The following is a 20,260-nucleotide window of genomic DNA, read 5'->3' on the forward strand; positions in this document are numbered from 1 at the left end:
TATACAAAAGTAATGAAAAAAACTCTATGTACAATCAGACTATCTGATAAGTTTCCCTCCACAACCAATTACCTTCAAGATCAAAAAAAGGAGCAACTACCTCATCAGGCAATCGCTCCTCCTTTATCTAGTCAATTGAATTGTATTATTCTACTTCATTGTAGTCGAGTACTGTTTTCTTGTTAGCCAAGATACGGTCATACTCTTCTTTTGAACCAACAATAAGTTTTTCAAATTCACGCTGGCCTGTACCTGCCGGAATCAAGTGACCGCAAATAACGTTCTCTTTCATACCCTCCAGTTTATCAACCTTGCCGTTAATAGCAGCCTCATTCAATACCTTCGTTGTTTCCTGGAAGGAAGCAGCCGACATAAAGCTTGAAGTCTGCAAAGCAGCACGTGTAATACCTTGAAGAATCTGAGTAGAAGTTGCGGCTACCGCATCACGAACCTCAACAGGTTTCAAGTCACGACGTTTCAGCATACTATTCTCATCACGCAACTTACGGGCAGTCACAATCTGACCGGCTTGCATATTCTGAGAATCACCTGCATCAACTACGACTTTCTTACCCCAGATACGATCGTTTTCTTCCATGAACTCAAGCTTATCTACAACCTGTTGTTCCAAGAAACGAGTATCACCCGGTTCGTCAATCTGTACCTTACGCATCATCTGACGCACGATAATCTCAAAATGCTTATCATTGATCTTCACACCCTGCAGACGGTATACATCCTGAACTTCATTCACGATATATTCCTGTACAGCCGTAGGACCTTTGATAGCCAAGATATCCGCCGGAGTAATAGCACCGTCAGACAACGGAGTACCTGCACGTACATAGTCATTTTCCTGTACAAGGATCTGCTTAGACAATGCTACCAAGTATTTCTTAACCTCACCAGTCTTAGAAGTTACGATAATCTCACGGTTACCACGCTTGATCTTACCCATTGTCACCTCACCGTCGATTTCAGAAACGACAGCAGGGTTGGACGGGTTACGAGCTTCAAACAATTCAGTAACACGAGGAAGACCACCCGTGATATCACCCGCCTTACCTACGGCACGCGGAATCTTCACGATAACCTCACCAGCCTTCACTTTCTGACCATTTTCGATGATCACGTGACCACCTACCGGCAAGTTATAAGTACGAATCAGATCACCGTCTTCTGTCAAGATATGAGCCGAAGGTACTTTTGTCTTATCTTTGGATTCAATAATAATAATTTCACGAAGACCTGTAGCTTCATCCGATTCAACCTTATAAGTAACGTTTTCTATTACGCCCTCAAATTCAATCTTACCGGTTGCTTCAGTAATGATTACAGCGTTGAACGGGTCCCACTTAGCAATCATCTTGCCTTTTTCTACCAATTCACCATCGCCTACATACAGCGTTGAACCGTAAGGAACGTTATGAGTAGAAAGAACGATACCGGTATTTACGTCTACAAAACGAACTTCAGCCAAACGACCTACTACCACTTTTGCAGATTCACCCATCTCGTCTACAATATCTACCGTACGCAACTCTTCAAATTCAAGACGTGCATTGTTTTTAGCAACGATACTTGCATTAGCAGCGATATTGGCGGCAGTACCACCGGCATGGAATGTACGCAATGTCAACTGTGTACCCGGCTCACCGATAGACTGAGCAGCGATTACACCGACAGCCTCACCCTTCTGAACCATGCGGCTCGTAGCCAGGTTACGTCCGTAACATTTAGCACAAACACCCTTCTTAGCCTCACAAGTCAGTACCGAGCGGATTTCAACACTCTCGATCGGAGAATCCTGAATCTTCTTGGCAATCTCTTCTGTGATTTCCTCACCACCGGCAACAAGCAGTTCCCCTGTTGTAGGATGAATAATATCATGTACGGAAACACGTCCCAAGATACGTTCGTACAGAGTAGCAATAACTTCATCGTTATTCTTAAGGTCTGTACAAACCAATCCGCGAAGTGTACCGCAGTCTTCTTCTGTAATAATCACATCGTGTGATACGTCCACCAGACGACGAGTCAGATAACCGGCATCGGCAGTCTTCAAAGCTGTATCCGCCAAACCTTTACGAGCACCGTGGGTAGAGATAAAGTACTCCAACACCGAAAGTCCTTCTTTAAAGTTCGACAAGATTGGGTTCTCGATGATCTGACCACCTTCTGCACCTGCTTTCTGGGGTTTTGCCATCAAACCACGCATACCTGACAACTGACGAATCTGTTCTTTAGAACCACGGGCACCGGAATCAAGCATCATATATACAGAGTTGAATCCCTGGTCATCCGAAGAAATAGTCTTCATCAGGATATTAGACAACTCGGAGTTTACATGTGTCCAGATATCGATCACCTGGTTGTAACGTTCGTTGTTGGTAATGAAACCCATGTTATAGTTGTTTACGACTTGTTCCACTTCGTCGTAACCTTTCTGTACCAAGGTTTCTTTTTCCTCCGGAATGATAATATCACCCAAGTTGAATGACAAACCACCCTTAAACGCCATCTGATAACCCAAGTTCTTGATTCCATCCAGGAAGTCGGCAGCCTTAGCCACACCACATACCTTGATTACATCACTAATAATATCACGAAGAGATTTCTTAGAGATGATTGTATTGATATAACCGGCTTCAGGCGGAACGATCTCATTAACAATCACACGTCCTACCGAAGTTTCGCGCATTACGTCTACAATGTTACCATTTTCATCAACGTCTTTCACGATAACTTTCACCGGAGCATGAATATCTACCTTACCTTCATTGTAAGCGATCAACGCCTCTTCCGGTCCGTAGAATGTCAAACCTTCACCTTTCGCACCGGCACGCAACTTAGTAATATAATACAAACCAAGAACCATATCCTGTGCAGGCACAGTAATAGGCGCACCGTTTGCCGGATTCAATATATTGTGTGATTGAAGCATCAACATTTGCGCTTCCAGAATTGCTTCGTTACTCAAAGGCAAGTGAACTGCCATCTGGTCACCGTCAAAGTCGGCGTTGAATGCCGTACATGCCAACGGGTGCAACTGGATAGCTTTACCTTCGATCATCTTAGGCTGGAAAGCCTGAATACCCAAACGGTGCAATGTCGGAGCACGGTTCAACAGTACCGGATGTCCCTTCATTACGTGTTCCAGAATATCCCAGATCACCGGTTCCTTGCGGTCAACGATCTTCTTGGCAGACTTCACAGTCTTAACGATACCGCGCTCGATAAGTTTACGGATAATAAACGGCTTGTACAATTCGGCAGCCATCAATTTAGGGATACCGCATTCACCCATCTTCAATTCCGGACCAACGACGATTACCGAACGGGCAGAGTAGTCAACACGTTTACCCAGCAAGTTCTGACGGAAACGTCCTTGTTTACCTTTCAAGCTGTCAGACAATGACTTCAACGGACGGTTGGCGTCTGTCTTCACAGCACTTGATTTACGTGAGTTATCGAACAAAGAATCTACAGATTCCTGAAGCATACGTTTTTCATTACGCAAGATCACTTCCGGAGCCTTGATTTCGATCAGTCGTTTCAGACGGTTATTACGGATAATCACACGACGATAAAGGTCGTTCAAGTCAGAGGTAGCAAAACGGCCACCATCCAACGGAACCAACGGACGAAGTTCGGGCGGGATAACCGGTACGATACGTACAATCATCCATTCCGGTTTGTTGCGTCCACGTGATGCACGGAACGATTCTACTACCTGAAGACGTTTCAAAGCTTCATTCTTACGTTGCTGTGAAGCATCGTTACCTGCACGGTGACGCAATTCGTAAGACAAAGCATCCAGATCCAAACGGGCCAGCAAATCATAGATAGCTTCAGCACCCATCTTTGCAACGAATTTGTTCGGATCATTGTCTTCAAGATATTGATTGTCTTTTGGAAGTGTATCCAGGATATCCAGATATTCTTCTTCAGAAAGCAAATCATATTCAGCTACACCGTCTTCAGCTTTTACACCCGGCTGAATAACAACGTAACGTTCGTAGTATATAATCGAATCCAGTTTCTTTGTCGGCAATCCGAGCAAATAACCGATTTTATTAGGGAGCGAACGGAAATACCAGATATGAGCCACCGGCACAACCAACTGGATATGTCCCATACGTTCACGGCGTACTTTCTTTTCAGTAACTTCCACACCACAACGGTCGCAGACGATACCTTTATAACGGATACGCTTGTATTTACCGCAATGACATTCATAATCCTTGATAGGACCGAAAATGCGCTCGCAGAACAAGCCATCACGTTCGGGTTTGTACGTACGGTAATTAATGGTTTCAGGCTTCAAAACTTCACCACTCGAATTCTCAAGGATTTCTTCCGGAGAAGCCAGACCAATTGAGATCTTCGAGAAATTACTTTTCGTCTTATTTTCTTTTCTAAAAGCCATACTCTATATTTAATTGAAAATGGAAAATTAAAAATTAAAAATTAAGAAACCGAAGAATGAAAACTGAAAACTAAAAACTCTCCATCTTCAGTTCTCAATTTTCAATTCCCAATTTATTAATTATTCCAAGTTGATACTCAAACCTAATCCTCTTAACTCGTGCAACAATACGTTCAAGGATTCCGGAATACCAGGTTGCGGCATCGGTTCACCTTTCACAATTGCTTCATAAGCTTTCGAACGTCCTACCACGTCATCAGACTTGATAGTAAGGATTTCCTGCAGGATATGAGCAGCACCAAAACCTTCGAGTGCCCAAACCTCCATTTCTCCGAAACGCTGACCACCGAACTGTGCTTTACCACCAAGAGGTTGCTGAGTAATCAATGAGTACGGACCGATAGAACGAGCATGCATCTTGTCTTCAACCATGTGGCCCAACTTCAACATATAAGTTACACCTACAGTTGCCGGCTGGTCAAATTGCTCACCTGTACCACCGTCACAAAGATACGTCTTACAGTAACGCGGCAGCCCTGCCTTGTCTGTCCATTCGTTCAGATCCTCCATTGTAGCACCGTCGAAGATAGGAGTAGCAAATTTCACACCCAATGTCTTTCCGGCACGTCCAAGTACAGCTTCAAAAATCTGACCGATATTCATACGAGAAGGCACACCCAACGGATTCAATACAATGTCGACCGGAGTACCATCTGCCAAGAACGGCATATCTTCCTGACGAACAACACGGGATACGATACCCTTGTTACCGTGACGACCTGCCATCTTATCACCCACGCCGATCTTACGTTTCTTAGCAATATATACTTTTGCCATCTGGATAATACCGGCAGGAAGCTCATCACCAATGGTAATAGCAAACTTCTTACGCTTCAGTTCCGCATCCAGTTCTTTATATTTCTTGATGAAATTCATCACCAAGTCGCGAATCATACCGTTAGCATGCTCATCACTGGTCCAGTTACTCAACTGGATAGAAGTAAAGTCAAGTGAATCAAAATCAGATGCACTGAACTTCGCTCCCTTGGCAATCACTTCCGCACCCAAGTAGTCTTTCACGCCCTGAGAAACCTTGCCTTCTGTCAAAGTCATCAGTTTCTTAACCAGAATACGTTTCAAGTCTGCAACCTTAGATTCAAACTCATCATCAATCTTAGGCAACAGTGCCTTGTCCGCCAACTTAGAGCTACGGTTCTTGATCACACGTGAGAACAATTTCTTATCGATAACAACGCCTTTCAGAGAAGGAGATGCCTTCAAAGAAGCGTCCTTCACATCACCGGCCTTATCACCAAAGATCGCACGAAGCAGTTTTTCTTCAGGAGAAGGATCAGATTCACCTTTCGGAGTAATCTTACCGATCATGATATCACCCGGCTCGATACGGGCACCGATTCTTACGATACCGTTTTCGTCCAAGTCCTTAGTTGCCTCTTCACTGACGTTCGGGATATCGGAAGTCAATTCTTCCATACCACGTTTCGTTTCACGAACTTCGAGAGAATATTCTTCTACGTGAACTGAAGTCAACAGGTCTTCACGTACAACGCGCTCGTTCAATACGATAGCATCCTCATAGTTATATCCCTTCCAAGGCATATAAGCCACCAACAGGTTCTTACCCAATGCCAGTTCACCCTTTTCTGTAGAATAACCTTCGGTCAAGATATCACCCTTCTTCACCCGTTGTCCCTTGTCGCAGATCGGACGCAAGTCAATCGTCATGTTCTGGTTAGTCTTACGGAACTTAGGTATTCTATATTCCTTCAAGGCAGGTTCGAAGCTTACGAACTCTTCGTCTTCCGTACGGTCATACAAAATACGAATAGTAGTAGCATCCACGTAGTCAACAACACCATCTCCTTCTGCAGTAATCTGCGTACGGGAGTCTCTTACCAACTGACGTTCGATACCTGTACCTACAATCGGCGCTTCACTTCTCAACAAAGGAACTGCCTGGCGCATCATGTTAGATCCCATCAATGCACGGTTAGCATCATCATGTTCCAAGAACGGAATCAATGAAGCGGCAATAGAGGCAATCTGCTGAGGAGATACATCCATCAGGTTAACTTCAGACGGTTCAACAACCGGGAAGTCAGCATCCTGACGAGATTTAACTTTATTACGCACAAATGTACCGTCGTCATTCAACGGAGCATTACCCTGTGCAATAATCTTTTCTTCTTCTTCTTCGGCCGTCAGATAAACCAGACCGTTTTCAGAAAGATCCACTTTTCCATTTTCTACCTTACGGTAAGGAGTTTCAATGAATCCAAGATCATTAATCTTAGCGAATACACACAATGAAGAAATCAAACCGATGTTCGGACCTTCAGGAGTCTCGATCGGACAAAGACGACCATAATGTGTGTAGTGAACGTCACGAACCTCAAATCCGGCACGTTCACGAGAAAGACCACCGGGACCTAACGCAGACATACGGCGTTTATGCGTAATTTCAGCCAATGGGTTTGTCTGGTCCATAAACTGAGACAGTGCGTTCGTTCCGAAGAATGAATTGATTACAGAAGAAATAGTCTTCGCGTTAATCAAATCAATCGGAGTAAACACCTCATTATCACGAACGTTCATACGCTCACGAATCGTACGGGACATACGAGCCAAACCAACGGCAAACTGGTTGGAAAGCTGTTCGCCTACTGTACGCACACGACGGTTACTCAAGTGGTCAATATCATCTACATCTGCCTTTGAGTTAATCAACTCAATCAGATACTTAATGATTTCAATAATATCTTCCTTAGTGAGGACACGCACATCCATGTCAGTCGTCAGATTCAATTTCTTATTGATTCTGTAACGACCTACATCACCAAGGTCATATCGTTTTTCCGAGAAGAACAGGTTGTTGATAACTTCACGCGCACTTGCATCATCAGCCGGATCGGCATTACGCAACTGACGGTAGATATACAACACAGCCTCTTTTTCCGAGTTACTCGGGTCCTTCTGCAATGTATTATATATGATAGAATAATCGGACTGGTTCGGCTCATCCTTATGCAACAGAATGTTCTGAACTCCCGATTCAAGAATTTCATCAATATGCTCTTCTTCCAGTACGGTTTCACGGTCGATAATAACTTCGTTACGTTCGATAGAAACCACTTCACCGGTATCTTCATCAACGAAATCTTCAATCCATGTTTTCAAGACACGTGCAGCCAATTTACGGCCCAGCACTTTCTTCAGATTTGTCTTGTTAACCTTCACGTCCTCCGCAAGGTTGAAAATCTCAAGGATATCTTTGTCATTCTCGAAGCCAATCGCACGTAACAAAGTAGTTACCGGCAATTTCTTCTTACGGTCGATGTATGCGTACATCACATTATTGATGTCAGTAGCAAACTCGATCCACGAACCCTTAAACGGAATAATACGAGCCGAATAAAGTTTCGTACCATTGGCATGTACGCTCTGACCGAAGAACACACCCGGAGAACGGTGAAGCTGCGATACAACTACTCGTTCGGCGCCGTTGATAACGAAAGTAGCCTTATCAGTCATATAAGGAATAGGGCCGAGGAATACGTCCTGAATCACTGTATCAAAATCCTCGTGATCGGGATCGGTACAGTAAAGCTTAAGTTTCGCTTTCAAAGGAACACTATAAGTGAGCCCACGCTCTATACAATCATCGATGGTATAACGCGGCGGATCAATATAATAATCCAGAAACTCAAGAACAAAATTGTTTCTAGTATCGGCAATAGGGAAGTTTTCAGCAAATACTTTATACAATCCCTCATTCTTACGTTTTTCGGGCGGGGTATCTAATTGTAGAAAGTCTTGGAATGACTTCAATTGTACTTCCAGGAAATCCGGATATTCGAGCGGATTCTTAGTCGAAGCAAAATTAACTCTTTGATTTACAGTATTTGAAGACATCTATTAATGAATTTGGAGAACTTAATTTGAAATATATACACAAAAAGGTTAAGAATCCTCTTGCGAAGGATTCCTAACCGAATTACCTGATTACCAGGCCAATGTTATTTAAGTTCAACTTCAGCTCCAGCTTCTTCCAATGTTTTCTTCAATGATTCTGCTTCGTCTTTAGCCAAACCTTCTTTAACTGTGCTAGGAGCACCGTCTACCAAGTCTTTAGCTTCTTTCAAACCAAGACCACAAGCTTCCTTAACGGCCTTAACTACTTGAAGTTTAGCTGCACCAGCGCTCTTCAATACTACGTCGAAAGAAGTTTTTTCTTCTGCGGCAGCAGCACCAGCTGCAGGACCAGCAGCAACAGCTACAGCTGCAGCAGCAGGTTCAATACCGTATTCTTCTTTAAGGATAGTTGCAAGTTCATTAACTTCTTTTACTGTCAAGTTAACTAATTGTTCTGCAAAAGCTTTCAAATCTGCCATTTTTTGTATGATTTTAATTGTTTAAATACTTTGTTGTTTTTGAAAATTATTCGGGTCTCTCACCAAGAGTCTTGAGAACTCCGTGAAGGGTGTTACCACCTGATTGAAGAGCAGAAATAACATTCTTGGCCGGAGATTGCAACAGTGCAACGATATCGGCGATAACTTCATTCTTACTCTTGATTGCAACGAGAGCATCCAATTGATCTGCACCAATGTAGAAGCTTTCTTCTGCATATGCAGCTTTCAGTCCGGGAATACCGTCTTTCGCTTTATCCTTGATAAGTTTTGCAGGAACGTTTGCAGTGTTGCAAAACATAACAGCAGTAGTACCCTTCAAAGAATCGTAAAGAGGTGAAAAGTCTTCTTCCAAGCTTTCAAGTGCTTTGTGAAGCAAGGTGTTTTTAACCACCATCAATTTGATGTCTGATTTAAAACAATCTCTTCTCAGTGCGCTTGTAGCAGTAGCGTCCATCGCTGTAACGTCTACCAAATAGAAGTGACCATATTCCTTTACTGTAGCAGCAATTTGCTCTATAATCGTACTTTTATCTTCCTTTCTCATTATTTCTCTGTTTTATTAGATTTCATCCACTGATTTCGGGTCGATTTTGATACCCGCACTCATTGTACTAGAAAGATAAATACTCTTAATATATGTACCCTTTGCTGCGGTCGGTTTCAGCTTGTTCAGTGTAGAGATGAACTCCTTCGCATTGTCGCGAATCTGATCAGGACTGAATGATACCTTACCGATAGAAGTATGAACGATACCGCTCTTATCAACTTTAAAGTCAATCTTACCTTGTTTTACTTCTTTTACAGCTTTAGCAACATCCATAGTTACAGTACCACTCTTCGGGTTCGGCATCAATCCACGAGGACCAAGTACACGACCGAGTGCACCAATTTTACCCATGATAGATGGCATAGTGATAATCACATCAATATCAGTCCATCCACCTTTGATCTTTTCAATATATTCGTCAAGACCAACATAGTCAGCACCAGCTTCTTTTGCAGCAGCTTCAGCATCCGGTGTACAAAGTACCAACACACGTACTTGTTTACCAGTACCATGAGGAAGTGAAACAACACCTCTCACCATCTGGTTAGCTTTACGTGGATCGACACCTAAACGTACATCAATATCCAATGAAGCATCAAATTTGGAAAAAGTGATTTCCTTTACCAAAGATGCAGCCTCTTTCAGTGAGTATGCTTTCCCTGCTTCAATCTTTTCTGCAGCTAACTTTTGATTTTTTGTCAGTTTACCCATTACAATTGAAGTTTATTAGTTATTAACCGGGAACTCCCCTTTTACAGCGATACCCATACTTCTAGCTGTACCTGCAACCATTCTCATGGCAGCTTCCACAGTAAAACAGTTCAAGTCAACCATTTTGTCCTGAGCAATCGTACGAATCTGTTCCCAAGTAAGCTCGGCAACTTTCTTACGGTTAGGCTCAGCAGAACCACTCTTTACCTTAGCCATTTCAAGCAACTGAATGGCAACGGGAGGAGTCTTGATTACAAAATCGAAAGACTTATCTGCGTAGTAAGTAATGATAACAGGTAAAATTTTACCTGCCTTGTCTTGGGTTCTGGCATTGAATTGCTTGCAAAATTCCATGATATTGATACCCTTAGAACCCAAAGCAGGTCCAACGGGAGGTGATGGATTTGCAGCGCCTCCTTTAATCTGTAATTTGATTAGTCCAGCAACTTCTTTAGCCATTTTTTTATTGATTTATATATAAACATTAAACGAAGAACAACAACAGCGTAACAATTCCGTGTTATTCCTTTTCCACTTGCATAAAGCCCAATTCAAGCGGCGTTTTGCGCCCGAATATCTTTACCATGACCTTTAGTTTCTTTTTTTCGCTATTCACCTCTTCAATGATACCACTGAATCCGCTGAAAGGACCAAAAGTAACTTTAACAGTTTCACCAACCACGTACGGAATATTGAGTTCTTCACCCGTTTCCTGCAATTCGTCCACTGTACCAAGTATACGATTCACTTCTGATTGTCTGAGAGGCACCGGTTTCTCGGAGCCGCCTAAAAAGCCTATCACATTCGGAGTATTGCGCAAGTGATGAGAAACCTCACCAACCAAAGCAGCCTCCACCAAAACGTAACCAGGAAGATAACTTCTTTCCTTCACAATTTTCTTACCATTGCGAACCTGGTAAACTTTTTCAGTAGGAATCAATACCTGAGATACATATTCACCAAGGTCGCTGTTTTTAATGTCAGCTTCAAGGTATTCCTTAACCTTAGCTTCTTTTCCGCTAATAGCACGCAGAACGTACCATTTCTTCTCAATCTCAGCCATTTTCAATTCCTAATTTTTAATGTGGATAAACAATTTTTTCCATGAAGTTCTGGAAACAGACATCCATACCCCATACTACCAATGCAATAAGCAGGGAAGCATATAAAACAACTACTGCACTGTTAGCAAGTTCAGAATACGTAGGCCACGAAACTTTATGAACAAGTTCGTCGTAAGATTCTTTAATATAAGCTATTACCTTTTTCATTTCAATAATATTAGCACGGGAGGAGAGGCTCGAACTCCCGACACCCGGTTTTGGAGACCGGTGCTCTACCAACTGAGCTACTCCCGTGTGTACATAATCAGTTCCCGATAAAGAACCGGGAACTGATTAATTATTGTGTATTAGTCAAGAATTTCTGTAATCTGACCAGCACCTACCGTACGTCCACCTTCGCGGATAGCGAAACGAAGACCCGGATTCAATGCTACAGGGTAGATCAACTCAACTGTGATAGTTACGTTATCACCCGGCATTACCATTTCAGTTCCTTCCGGCAAAGTGATTTCACCTGTACAGTCCATAGTACGCAAGTAGAACTGAGGACGGTATTTGTTGTGGAACGGAGTGTGACGACCACCTTCTTCTTTCTTCAAGATATAAACCTCAGCTTTGAATTTAGAGTGCGGTTTAATCTGACCCGGTTTACAAAGAACCATACCACGTTTGATTTCGTTTTTGTCGATACCACGAAGCAACAAACCTACGTTATCACCAGCTTCACCCTGATCCAACAGTTTACGGAACATTTCAACACCAGTTACAACTGATTTCTTATCTTCACCCAAACCAAGGATTTCGATTTCGTCACCTACGTGGATAACACCTGTTTCGATACGACCTGTTGCTACAGTACCACGACCTGTGATAGAGAACACGTCTTCAACCGGCATCAAGAATGGTTTATCAACATCACGCGGAGGCAGTGGAATCCAAGTATCAACAGCTTCCATCAATTCCATCACTTTATCTTCCCACTTTTCAACGCCATTCAATGCGCCAAGAGCAGAACCACGGATGATAGGAGTATTGTCACCATCGAAATCATAGAAAGAAAGAAGTTCTCTCATTTCCATTTCAACGAGTTCCAACATTTCTTCATCATCAACCATATCGCACTTGTTCAAAAATACAACCAGACGAGGTACGTTTACCTGACGAGCCAACAAGATATGTTCGCGAGTCTGAGGCATCGGTCCATCAGTTGCAGCACAAACGATGATAGCACCGTCCATCTGAGCAGCACCAGTAACCATGTTCTTTACATAGTCGGCGTGTCCCGGACAGTCAACGTGTGCGTAGTGACGGTTAGCTGTTTCGTACTCAACGTGTGAAGTATTGATAGTAATACCTCTTTCCTTTTCTTCAGGAGCGTTGTCGATAGAATCGAAAGAACGCAACTCAGAAAGACCTTTCTTTGCCAACACTGTAGTGATAGCAGCTGTCAACGTTGTCTTACCGTGGTCTACGTGACCGATTGTACCAATGTTTACGTGCGGTTTGGTACGTTCAAATTTCTCTTTAGCCATAGCTTTACTTGTTATTTATTTGATTAATAATCAGCATTTACATCTTTATGAGCTGTTACCGGGATTTGAACCCGGGACCTCTTCCTTACCAAGGAAGTGCTCTACCACTGAGCTATAACAGCAAGAAAAAGAGCGGAAGACGGGGTTCAAACCCGCGACCCTCAGCTTGGAAGGCTAATGCTCTATCAACTGAGCTACTTCCGCATTCTTGCCAAAGTTGTCACTCTGATCGTGGGCAAAGATGGATTCGAACCACCGAAGGCGTAAGCCAGCAGATTTACAGTCTGCCCCATTTGGCCACTCTGGTATTTGCCCTTAAACAAGTGGAGAATGTAGAGTTGAAAGTTGAGAGTGAATTCTTTTCCGTCTCAGTTCTCCTTATTATTTTCAATTGAAGTTTCAAATTTCGCATGGAACTCTCAATTCTCCATTCTCAACTTTCCACTTCTTTGAGCCTCTTGTCGGATTCGAACCAACGACCCCGAGATTACAAATCACGTGCTCTGGCCAACTGAGCTAAAGAGGCGTTTTAGCTAAAAAATGCAACCGTCACGTTCTAACGCGAGCGAAACGGCTGCAAATTTAGTTATTTATTTCTTTCCCGCAAAATATTTGGGATTTTTTTATTTGCTACGCTGTTTTTCCTTGTACTTAACCAGTTGTTTTTCGAGTGCTTCCACATCCAAATCAATCGCTTCTTCAAACGTATCACACACTTTGCTGGCATAAAATTCCCCGTTAGGGACAAGTATTTTAATACCTGCTTCTTTATTTGCAGCAACTTCCGGTTTAACTACCTTTAATGACACCTCTACTTTCTTTATATCTTCGTAATATTTTTCCAACTTAGACACTTTTTTCTGAATAAATGCCTGCAATTGCTCTGACGCATCAAAGTGAATTGATTGAATTCTAATATCCATACTTACCTCCTTTTTTTAGGCTCTTGGATGAGCCTGTTTATACACTTTTTTAAGTTCTTCAAATGTGGCATGCGTATAGATCTCGGTCGTTGTTATACTCTCGTGACCCAAAAGTTCCTTTACTGCACCCAACTCCGCGTTATTATTCAGCATTGTGGTTGCAAAAGTATGCCTCAACACGTGAGGGCTCTTTTTTTTCAGCGTCGCCACCTTTGACAGGTTCCGTTTCACTAAATTATAGACCAGATTCTTATAAAGCCGTTCGCCGTTCTCTCTTACAAAAAAAGCCTCCGACCTTTCCGGAATCATTTCGTTTCTTACATCAATATACCCAAGCATCCAATCCCGCAGTTCATCACCGAACGGAATCAACCGCTGCTTGTTTCTTTTCCCGGTCACTTTCAGGCAAGATCCTGAGAAATCCACATCTTTATCATCCAAATCTATCAATTCCGAAAGTCTCATGCCGGTAGCATAAAACATTTCAATAATCAATCGATCCCGACAACCTTTAAACCCCTCGCCAAAGTCCGTCTCATCCAGCAATTTATTCATTTCACTTTCTTTCAAGAATACCGGCAACGGTTTTTTATTTTTAGGTCCCACTATTTTTCGTAATGGATCTACCGTCACCTCTCCTTTCTTCAAAAGAAACTTATAAAATGTCCGAAGCGTACTTAGCTTGCGATTTACAGAAGTTGAGGTATACCCCTTATCCATCAATGAAACAATCCATTCACGAATCAGTTCAGCCTCGACCTCCAGCGGATCAAATTTCCCATACTCTTCCTGAGCAAACTCCTGTAATTGCCTTATATCCTCACCATACGCAAGAACGGTTTTATCAGAATAATTCCGCTCATACCGGAGATAATCAAGAAAAGATTCTACCAACATAATCGCTACATCTAAATCGTGCAACGAATGTATGAAAAGAATTCAATAATTCAAAGGAAATTACGAATTATTAATCTTCTATTTGCTGAAGTTGTTGTACGTAAACTGCACGTTCTTTCTTAAGTCTTTTAGTTACAGACGGTTTGTCAAACTGCTGTCTGCTTCTCAATTCTTTCACAATGCCAGTTTTCTCAAATTTTCTTTTGAACTTCTTCAGCGCTTTTTCAATGTTTTCGCCTTCTTTTACAGGTACTACAATCATTTTGTTACTATTAATATGTTATGATTAAAAAAATTCCGCAGTCAAATTGCGCCGCAAAATTACACATACTTTCTTTATTCACAAAACTTTCGGCAAATATTTCTCAAAAACTATTCATAAACAGGTCATTAAATACAGAAAGTTAGTACCTTTGAAACATTTATATGTCTATAATAATATAATAAGGTATGAAACAGAACATAAAAGAACGAGTACATGCTCTGCGCATGACATTCCATCCCAATTACATCAAAGCATTCATTATCCCCAGCACCGACCCTCACCTTAGTGAGTATGTGGCTCCCCACTGGATGTCACGCGAATGGATTTCCGGTTTTACGGGTTCTGCAGGAACAGCGGTCATCCTGATGGACGAAGCGGGATTATGGACCGACTCACGTTACTTCCTTCAGGCAGAGAAAGAGCTGGAAGGTAGCGGCATCACACTCTACAAAGAGATGCTGCCGGAAACTCCAAGCATAACAGAGTTTCTCTGCCAGCACTTAAAACCCGGAGAATCCGTAAGCATCGACGGGAAAATGTTCTCCGTGCAACAGGTAGAACAAATGAAAGAAGAACTAGCGGCACATCAGCTACAGGTAGATATATTTGGAGATCCATTAAAAAACATCTGGAAAGACCGTCCCTCCATACCTGACTCTCCAGCCTTTATTTATGATATCAAATATGCAGGAAAAAGCAGCGAAGAAAAAATATCCGCCATCCGTGAGGAGTTGAAGAAGAAAGGCGTCTACGCTTTATTCATATCTGCACTGGACGAAATAGCATGGACTCTCAATCTACGAGGAAACGATGTACATTGCAATCCAGTCATAGTGAGCTACCTGTTAATTACACAGGATGAAGTGACTTACTTTATTTCACCGGAAAAAGTGACGCCGGAGGTCGAGGCTTATCTGAAGAAACAACAAATAGGAATACAGAAATATGATGAGGTAGAGACATTCCTGAATTCCTTCCACGGAGAAAATATTCTTATTGATCCACGGAAAACGAATTATGCGATTTACTCGGCCATCCATCCGAAATGTTCCATTATTCGTGGCGAGTCTCCCGTCACATTATTGAAAGCCATTCGTAATGAACAGGAAATAGCCGGCATCCATGCTGCCATGCAACGGGATGGAGTGGCACTTGTCAGATTCCTCAAGTGGCTGGAAGAATCTATATCTGCCGGAAAAGAAACTGAATTAAGTATAGATAAAAAATTGCATGAGTTCAGGGCAGCACAACCTCTCTACATGGGAGAAAGTTTCGACACCATTGCAGGATATAAAGAGCACGGAGCAATCGTGCATTATTCGGCAACACCGGAAAGCGATGTAACTCTTCAACCTAAAGGATTCCTACTCTTAGATTCAGGAGCACAATACTTGGACGGAACCACTGACATCACTCGTACCATCGCATTAGGCGAACTGACGGAAGAGGAAAAGACGGATTATACCTTAATATTAAAGGGACACATAGCATTGGCTATGGCCAAATTCCCAGCCGGAACCCGTGGCGCGCAACTCGATGTACTGGCGCGTATGCCTATCTGGAATCACAGAATGAACTTCCTCCATGGCACAGGGCACGGCGTCGGGCATTTCTTAAGTGTACACGAAGGGCCACAAAGCATTCGCATGAATGAAAACCCTGTAATTCTCCAGCCCGGCATGGTTACATCCAACGAACCCGGTGTTTATAAGGCAGGCAGTCATGGGATACGTACGGAAAATCTGACGTTAGTCTGCAAAGATGGAGAGGGAATGTTTGGAGAATATCTTAAATTTGAGACTATCACTTTATGTCCTATCTGCAAAAAGGGGATCATCAAGGAGATGTTGACAAAGGAGGAAATCGAATGGCTGAATAATTATCATCAGACTGTTTACGAAAAGCTATCTCCGGATCTTAACGAAGAAGAAAAAGCTTGGTTACAGGAAGCCACTACTTCTATTTAAAGATAAGATGTCTGACACCCGGGTGTCGGACAACATAACATAGTATCAACTAAAAACATTATTAAATCAAACAAATCCCATGGCTTTAATAAAATCAGTACGCGGATTCACTCCCGAAATCGGAGAAAACTGTTTTCTCGCAGACAATGCAACTATTATAGGAGATGTAAAGATAGGAAATGACTGTAGCGTCTGGTTCAGTACCGTGCTACGGGGAGATGTCAACTCTATACGAATCGGTAATGGCGTTAACATCCAAGACGGAAGTGTCTTGCATACATTATACCAGAAATCGACTATTGAAATCGGCGACCATGTTTCTGTGGGACATAATGTTACCATTCACGGAGCGACCATCAAAGATTATGCATTAATCGGCATGGGCTCTACTATTTTAGATCATGCCGTAGTGGGTGAAGGAGCAATCGTAGCAGCCGGATCGCTGGTATTAAGCAATACCGTGATTGAACCCGGAAGCATCTGGGGCGGCGTACCTGCCAAGTTCATCAAGAAAGTAGACCCGGAGCAGGCAAAGGAACTGAACGAGAAGATTGCCCACAATTATTTGATGTATTCGCAATGGTATAAAGAAGAATAAGTCAGTTTCACAGATGACTTATAAAAAGATAGCGGGAGACTCTTTTCGGAAAGAGTCTCCCGCTATCTTTTTATAGAAACATCAAAAATTAATCATATTCATAATTTTTTCTGTCGCACCGGACTTACTGGTCACATAATATCCGGCATTCTTTCCCGTCTCGTCTAAAAAGTCTTTGTCTGTCCGGAAACGGTCTAACAGGCTTTTCAGTTCTTCGTAATCCTTGATGGAGTAAGCACCTTTCGCTTCCAGCAGTTGCACAGCTTCCATAAATTTCTGATACTTCGGTCCGAAAATGACAGGAATACCATACACGGCAGCTTCCAGCGTATTATGAATACCAACACCGAAACCGCCACCGATATAAGCAATCTCTCCGTAGCGGTAGATGGAAGACAGTAAGCCGAAGCAATCGATAATCAGACAATCCGCTTTCAATACATTTTTTTCATCGGCACGAGTATAGCGCACATACGGACGTTTCAACTTACCAATAATCTCCACCAGATGATTCTCGTCGATCACATGCGGAGCGATAATCAGTTTCATTTCCGGATGATTATTGAAATATTCGAGAAACAGATCTTCATCCGGTCCCCACGAACTGCCGGCTACAAAAGTGAAAGCATTGTTTCCTTTGAACTTCTCCACCAGCGGAAGGTCTTTCGCCTCCTCACGTATTTGCAGCACCCTGTCGAAACGGGTATCTCCCACCACTGTTACACGGAGAATGCCAATCTTCGACAAATAACGTTTGGAAGCCTCGTTTTGCACAAACAGATGGTCGAAATCTTTCAGGACATTGCGATAGGTACCGCCATACCATTTAAAAAACACTTGGTCGCGGCGGAAAATAGACGACACACTATACACCGGAATCCGGCGCTTGTGAAGCTCATCCAGATAATTCTTCCAAAACTCATATTTGATAAAGAACGCCATACACGGATTAGTGATATCAAGGAACTTCCTCACATTCCGGGGTTTATCAAACGGCAGGTAGCAGACAATATCCGCTCCCCGATAATGCTTGCGCACCTCATAGCCCGAAGGAGAAAAGAAAGTCAGCAATATCTTATAAGCTGGATATTTTGCCCGAATCATTTCTATCAACGGACGCCCCTGCTCAAATTCTCCCAATGAAGCGGCGTGGAACCAGATATACTGTTCCCCCTTTTCCACCTGCTGGCGCAAAAGTTCGTACACCACCCAATGCCCCTTCATCATCTTACGGGGCTTGCGGCTGAACGGCGCGGCCAGATGAACGATAAAGTCATAAATGACTATTGCCAGGTTGTAAAGCATAGCACTATGTCGATTACTTCAAAACCTCAACCGCACGTTTGATACGAGCTATTGTTTCTTCTTTACCCAATACCCAGGAAATATCGAACATATGCGGGCCTTTTCCTTCGCCCACCAATGTCAGACGGAAAGCATTCATGATATTACCTGTATGGTAACCTTTCTCTGCAATCCAGTCCATAACGACTTTCTCCTGTCCTTCGATACTGAAGTCCTCGATACCGGCAATGACTTCCGCCAGTTCAGTCATACATTTTGCAGAATCCTCTTTCCAGCGTTTCTTCACCGTCTTTTCATCATATTCGATAGGAGCTACGAAGAAGAAGCTACATACACCCCATAATTCTTTAATGAAACTGACACGGTCTTTCATCATGCCAACCACTGTCACCACCTTTTCGAAAGGAACTTCCACGCCTTGTTCTTTCAAAAATGGCAAGAACAGTTCCGCAATTTCTTCATTAGGTTTCTGCTGTATATATTGATGGTTGAACCATATACCTTTTTTATAATCGAATTTGGCTCCCGACTTGCTGCAACGATGAAGATCAAACAGCTTTATCAGTTCCTCCATCGACATTACTTCCTGATCGTTACCCGGATTCCAACCCAACAAAGCAAGGAAGTTGATTACCGCTTCCGGCAAATAACCAGACTCACGGTAGCCCGAAGATATTTCTCCGGATTTCGGATCGTGCCATTCTAACGGGAACACAGGGAATCCCAAACGGTCACCGTCACGTTTGCTCAATTTTCCATTTCCTTCCGGTTTCAACAATAAAGGCAAGTGAGCAAATTCCGGCATTGTATCTTCCCAGCCGAAAGCACGATACAACAACACATGCAATGGTGCGGAAGGCAACCATTCCTCACCACGGATCACATGAGAAACTTCCATCAAATGGTCGTCAACGATATTCGCCAAATGATAAGTAGGCAGTTCATCAGCCGATTTGTAAAGGACCTTATCATCAAGAATGGATGAATTGATGATAACTTCTCCACGAATCAAGTCATTCACACGAATATCTTCATTCGGCTCTATCTTGAAACGGACAACATACTGCTTGCCTTCTGCAATCAGCGCATCTACTTCTTCTTTCGGCATTGTCAATGAATTGCGCATCATGCCGCGCGTAGACGCATCGTACTGGAAGTTCGCAATTTCCGCACGTTTGGCATCCAATTCCTCCGGAGTATCAAAAGCAATGTATGCTTTTCCGTTCTCCAACAGAACCTGCACATATTTTTTATAGATGTCGCGACGCTCCGACTGACGGTAAGGACCGTGTTCGCCACCGAAACTCACTCCTTCATCAAAGTGGATACCCAACCATTTGAAAGATTCGAGGATATACTCTTCCGCTCCCGGAACAAACCGGTGAGAATCAGTATCCTCAATACGAAATATTAAGTCTCCGCCGTGTTGACGCGCAAATAGATAATTATACAAAGCTGTACGCACACCACCAATGTGCAATGCTCCCGTAGGACTCGGAGCAAAACGAACTCTTACTTTTCTTTCTGCCATAATTTGGGTTAGTATAGGTAAATCGCGGCAAAATTAAACCTTTTTTTCCACACTATTG

General features: G+C 42.8%; 16 protein-coding genes and 5 tRNA genes. 2 read left to right on the forward strand and 19 right to left on the reverse strand.

Annotated features, from left to right (window positions below; translation table 11 throughout):
- Window positions 1-145 precede the first annotated feature (145 nt).
- From rpoC to rpsU, 17 genes are all read right to left on the reverse strand, one after another.
- On the reverse strand, window positions 146-4,429 hold the full coding sequence (rpoC, locus tag ACNOGP_RS02485; RefSeq protein ID WP_143865111.1) for a DNA-directed RNA polymerase subunit beta': 4,284 nt from the start codon (window positions 4,427-4,429) through the stop codon (window positions 146-148).
- Between the two features lie 120 nt (window positions 4,430-4,549).
- Window positions 4,550-8,362 (reverse strand): DNA-directed RNA polymerase subunit beta, encoded by a 3,813-nt coding sequence (gene rpoB, locus ACNOGP_RS02490; RefSeq protein WP_007763559.1) that lies wholly within the window; start codon window positions 8,360-8,362, stop codon window positions 4,550-4,552.
- A gap of 104 nt (window positions 8,363-8,466) precedes the next feature.
- Window positions 8,467-8,841 (reverse strand): 50S ribosomal protein L7/L12, encoded by a 375-nt coding sequence (rplL, locus tag ACNOGP_RS02495; RefSeq protein WP_004296358.1) that lies wholly within the window; start codon window positions 8,839-8,841, stop codon window positions 8,467-8,469.
- Between the two features lie 46 nt (window positions 8,842-8,887).
- Window positions 8,888-9,406, reverse strand: coding sequence for a 50S ribosomal protein L10 (gene rplJ / locus ACNOGP_RS02500; RefSeq protein WP_007763557.1), 519 nt, complete (start codon window positions 9,404-9,406; stop codon window positions 8,888-8,890).
- A gap of 15 nt (window positions 9,407-9,421) precedes the next feature.
- Window positions 9,422-10,120, reverse strand: a complete 699-nt coding sequence (gene rplA / locus ACNOGP_RS02505) for a 50S ribosomal protein L1 (protein WP_007755659.1) — start codon at window positions 10,118-10,120, stop codon at window positions 9,422-9,424.
- Between the two features lie 15 nt (window positions 10,121-10,135).
- Entirely contained in the window at window positions 10,136-10,579 is a 444-nt protein-coding gene (rplK, locus tag ACNOGP_RS02510) for a 50S ribosomal protein L11 (protein WP_007763556.1), read from the reverse strand.
- Window positions 10,580-10,640: 61 nt separating this feature from the next.
- Window positions 10,641-11,183 carry a transcription termination/antitermination protein NusG gene (gene nusG / locus ACNOGP_RS02515; RefSeq protein ID WP_007755661.1) on the reverse strand — a complete coding sequence of 181 codons (543 nt, stop codon included), beginning with the start codon at window positions 11,181-11,183 and terminating at the stop codon, window positions 10,641-10,643.
- 16 nt (window positions 11,184-11,199) lie between these two features.
- Entirely contained in the window at window positions 11,200-11,391 is a 192-nt protein-coding gene (gene secE / locus ACNOGP_RS02520) for a preprotein translocase subunit SecE (protein WP_004296363.1), read from the reverse strand.
- 14 nt (window positions 11,392-11,405) lie between these two features.
- A tRNA-Trp gene (locus ACNOGP_RS02525) sits at window positions 11,406-11,478 on the reverse strand.
- A 53-nt stretch (window positions 11,479-11,531) separates the two neighbouring features.
- Entirely contained in the window at window positions 11,532-12,716 is a 1,185-nt protein-coding gene (tuf, locus tag ACNOGP_RS02530; RefSeq protein WP_055279243.1) for an elongation factor Tu, read from the reverse strand.
- Between the two features lie 50 nt (window positions 12,717-12,766).
- Window positions 12,767-12,838 (reverse strand) — tRNA-Thr (locus ACNOGP_RS02535).
- 9 nt (window positions 12,839-12,847) lie between these two features.
- Window positions 12,848-12,920, reverse strand: a tRNA-Gly gene (locus tag ACNOGP_RS02540).
- Window positions 12,921-12,948: 28 nt separating this feature from the next.
- Window positions 12,949-13,031, reverse strand: a tRNA-Tyr gene (locus ACNOGP_RS02545).
- A gap of 137 nt (window positions 13,032-13,168) precedes the next feature.
- Window positions 13,169-13,242, reverse strand: a tRNA-Thr gene (locus ACNOGP_RS02550).
- Between the two features lie 97 nt (window positions 13,243-13,339).
- Window positions 13,340-13,639, reverse strand: a complete 300-nt coding sequence (hpf, locus tag ACNOGP_RS02555) for a ribosome hibernation-promoting factor, HPF/YfiA family (RefSeq protein WP_143865113.1) — start codon at window positions 13,637-13,639, stop codon at window positions 13,340-13,342.
- Window positions 13,640-13,654: 15 nt separating this feature from the next.
- Window positions 13,655-14,536, reverse strand: coding sequence for a tyrosine recombinase XerC (gene xerC / locus ACNOGP_RS02560; protein WP_418213997.1), 882 nt, complete (start codon window positions 14,534-14,536; stop codon window positions 13,655-13,657).
- Window positions 14,537-14,606: 70 nt separating this feature from the next.
- Complete coding sequence (rpsU, locus tag ACNOGP_RS02565; protein WP_007755673.1) at window positions 14,607-14,798, reverse strand: 30S ribosomal protein S21; 192 nt, start codon at window positions 14,796-14,798, stop codon at window positions 14,607-14,609.
- A 188-nt stretch (window positions 14,799-14,986) separates the two neighbouring features.
- On the opposite strand from rpsU, the gene ACNOGP_RS02570 reads away from it, so the two are divergent.
- Both ACNOGP_RS02570 and ACNOGP_RS02575 read left to right on the forward strand, forming a co-directional pair.
- Complete coding sequence (locus ACNOGP_RS02570; protein ID WP_418213998.1) at window positions 14,987-16,768, forward strand: aminopeptidase P family protein; 1,782 nt, start codon at window positions 14,987-14,989, stop codon at window positions 16,766-16,768.
- Between the two features lie 79 nt (window positions 16,769-16,847).
- Complete coding sequence (locus ACNOGP_RS02575) at window positions 16,848-17,366, forward strand: gamma carbonic anhydrase family protein (protein WP_143865116.1); 519 nt, start codon at window positions 16,848-16,850, stop codon at window positions 17,364-17,366.
- Between the two features lie 81 nt (window positions 17,367-17,447).
- Here ACNOGP_RS02575 and ACNOGP_RS02580 read toward each other — a convergent pair whose 3' ends face one another.
- Both ACNOGP_RS02580 and gltX read right to left on the reverse strand, forming a co-directional pair.
- Window positions 17,448-18,671, reverse strand: coding sequence for a 3-deoxy-D-manno-octulosonic acid transferase (locus tag ACNOGP_RS02580; protein WP_270539336.1), 1,224 nt, complete (start codon window positions 18,669-18,671; stop codon window positions 17,448-17,450).
- A 13-nt stretch (window positions 18,672-18,684) separates the two neighbouring features.
- Window positions 18,685-20,202 carry a glutamate--tRNA ligase gene (gltX, locus tag ACNOGP_RS02585; protein WP_418213999.1) on the reverse strand — a complete coding sequence of 506 codons (1,518 nt, stop codon included), beginning with the start codon at window positions 20,200-20,202 and terminating at the stop codon, window positions 18,685-18,687.
- Between the last annotated feature and the right edge of the window lie 58 nt (window positions 20,203-20,260).

The sequence above is a fragment of the Bacteroides difficilis genome (genome assembly GCF_048319815.1).
Taxonomy (GTDB): Bacteria; Bacteroidota; Bacteroidia; order Bacteroidales; family Bacteroidaceae; genus Bacteroides; species Bacteroides zhangwenhongii.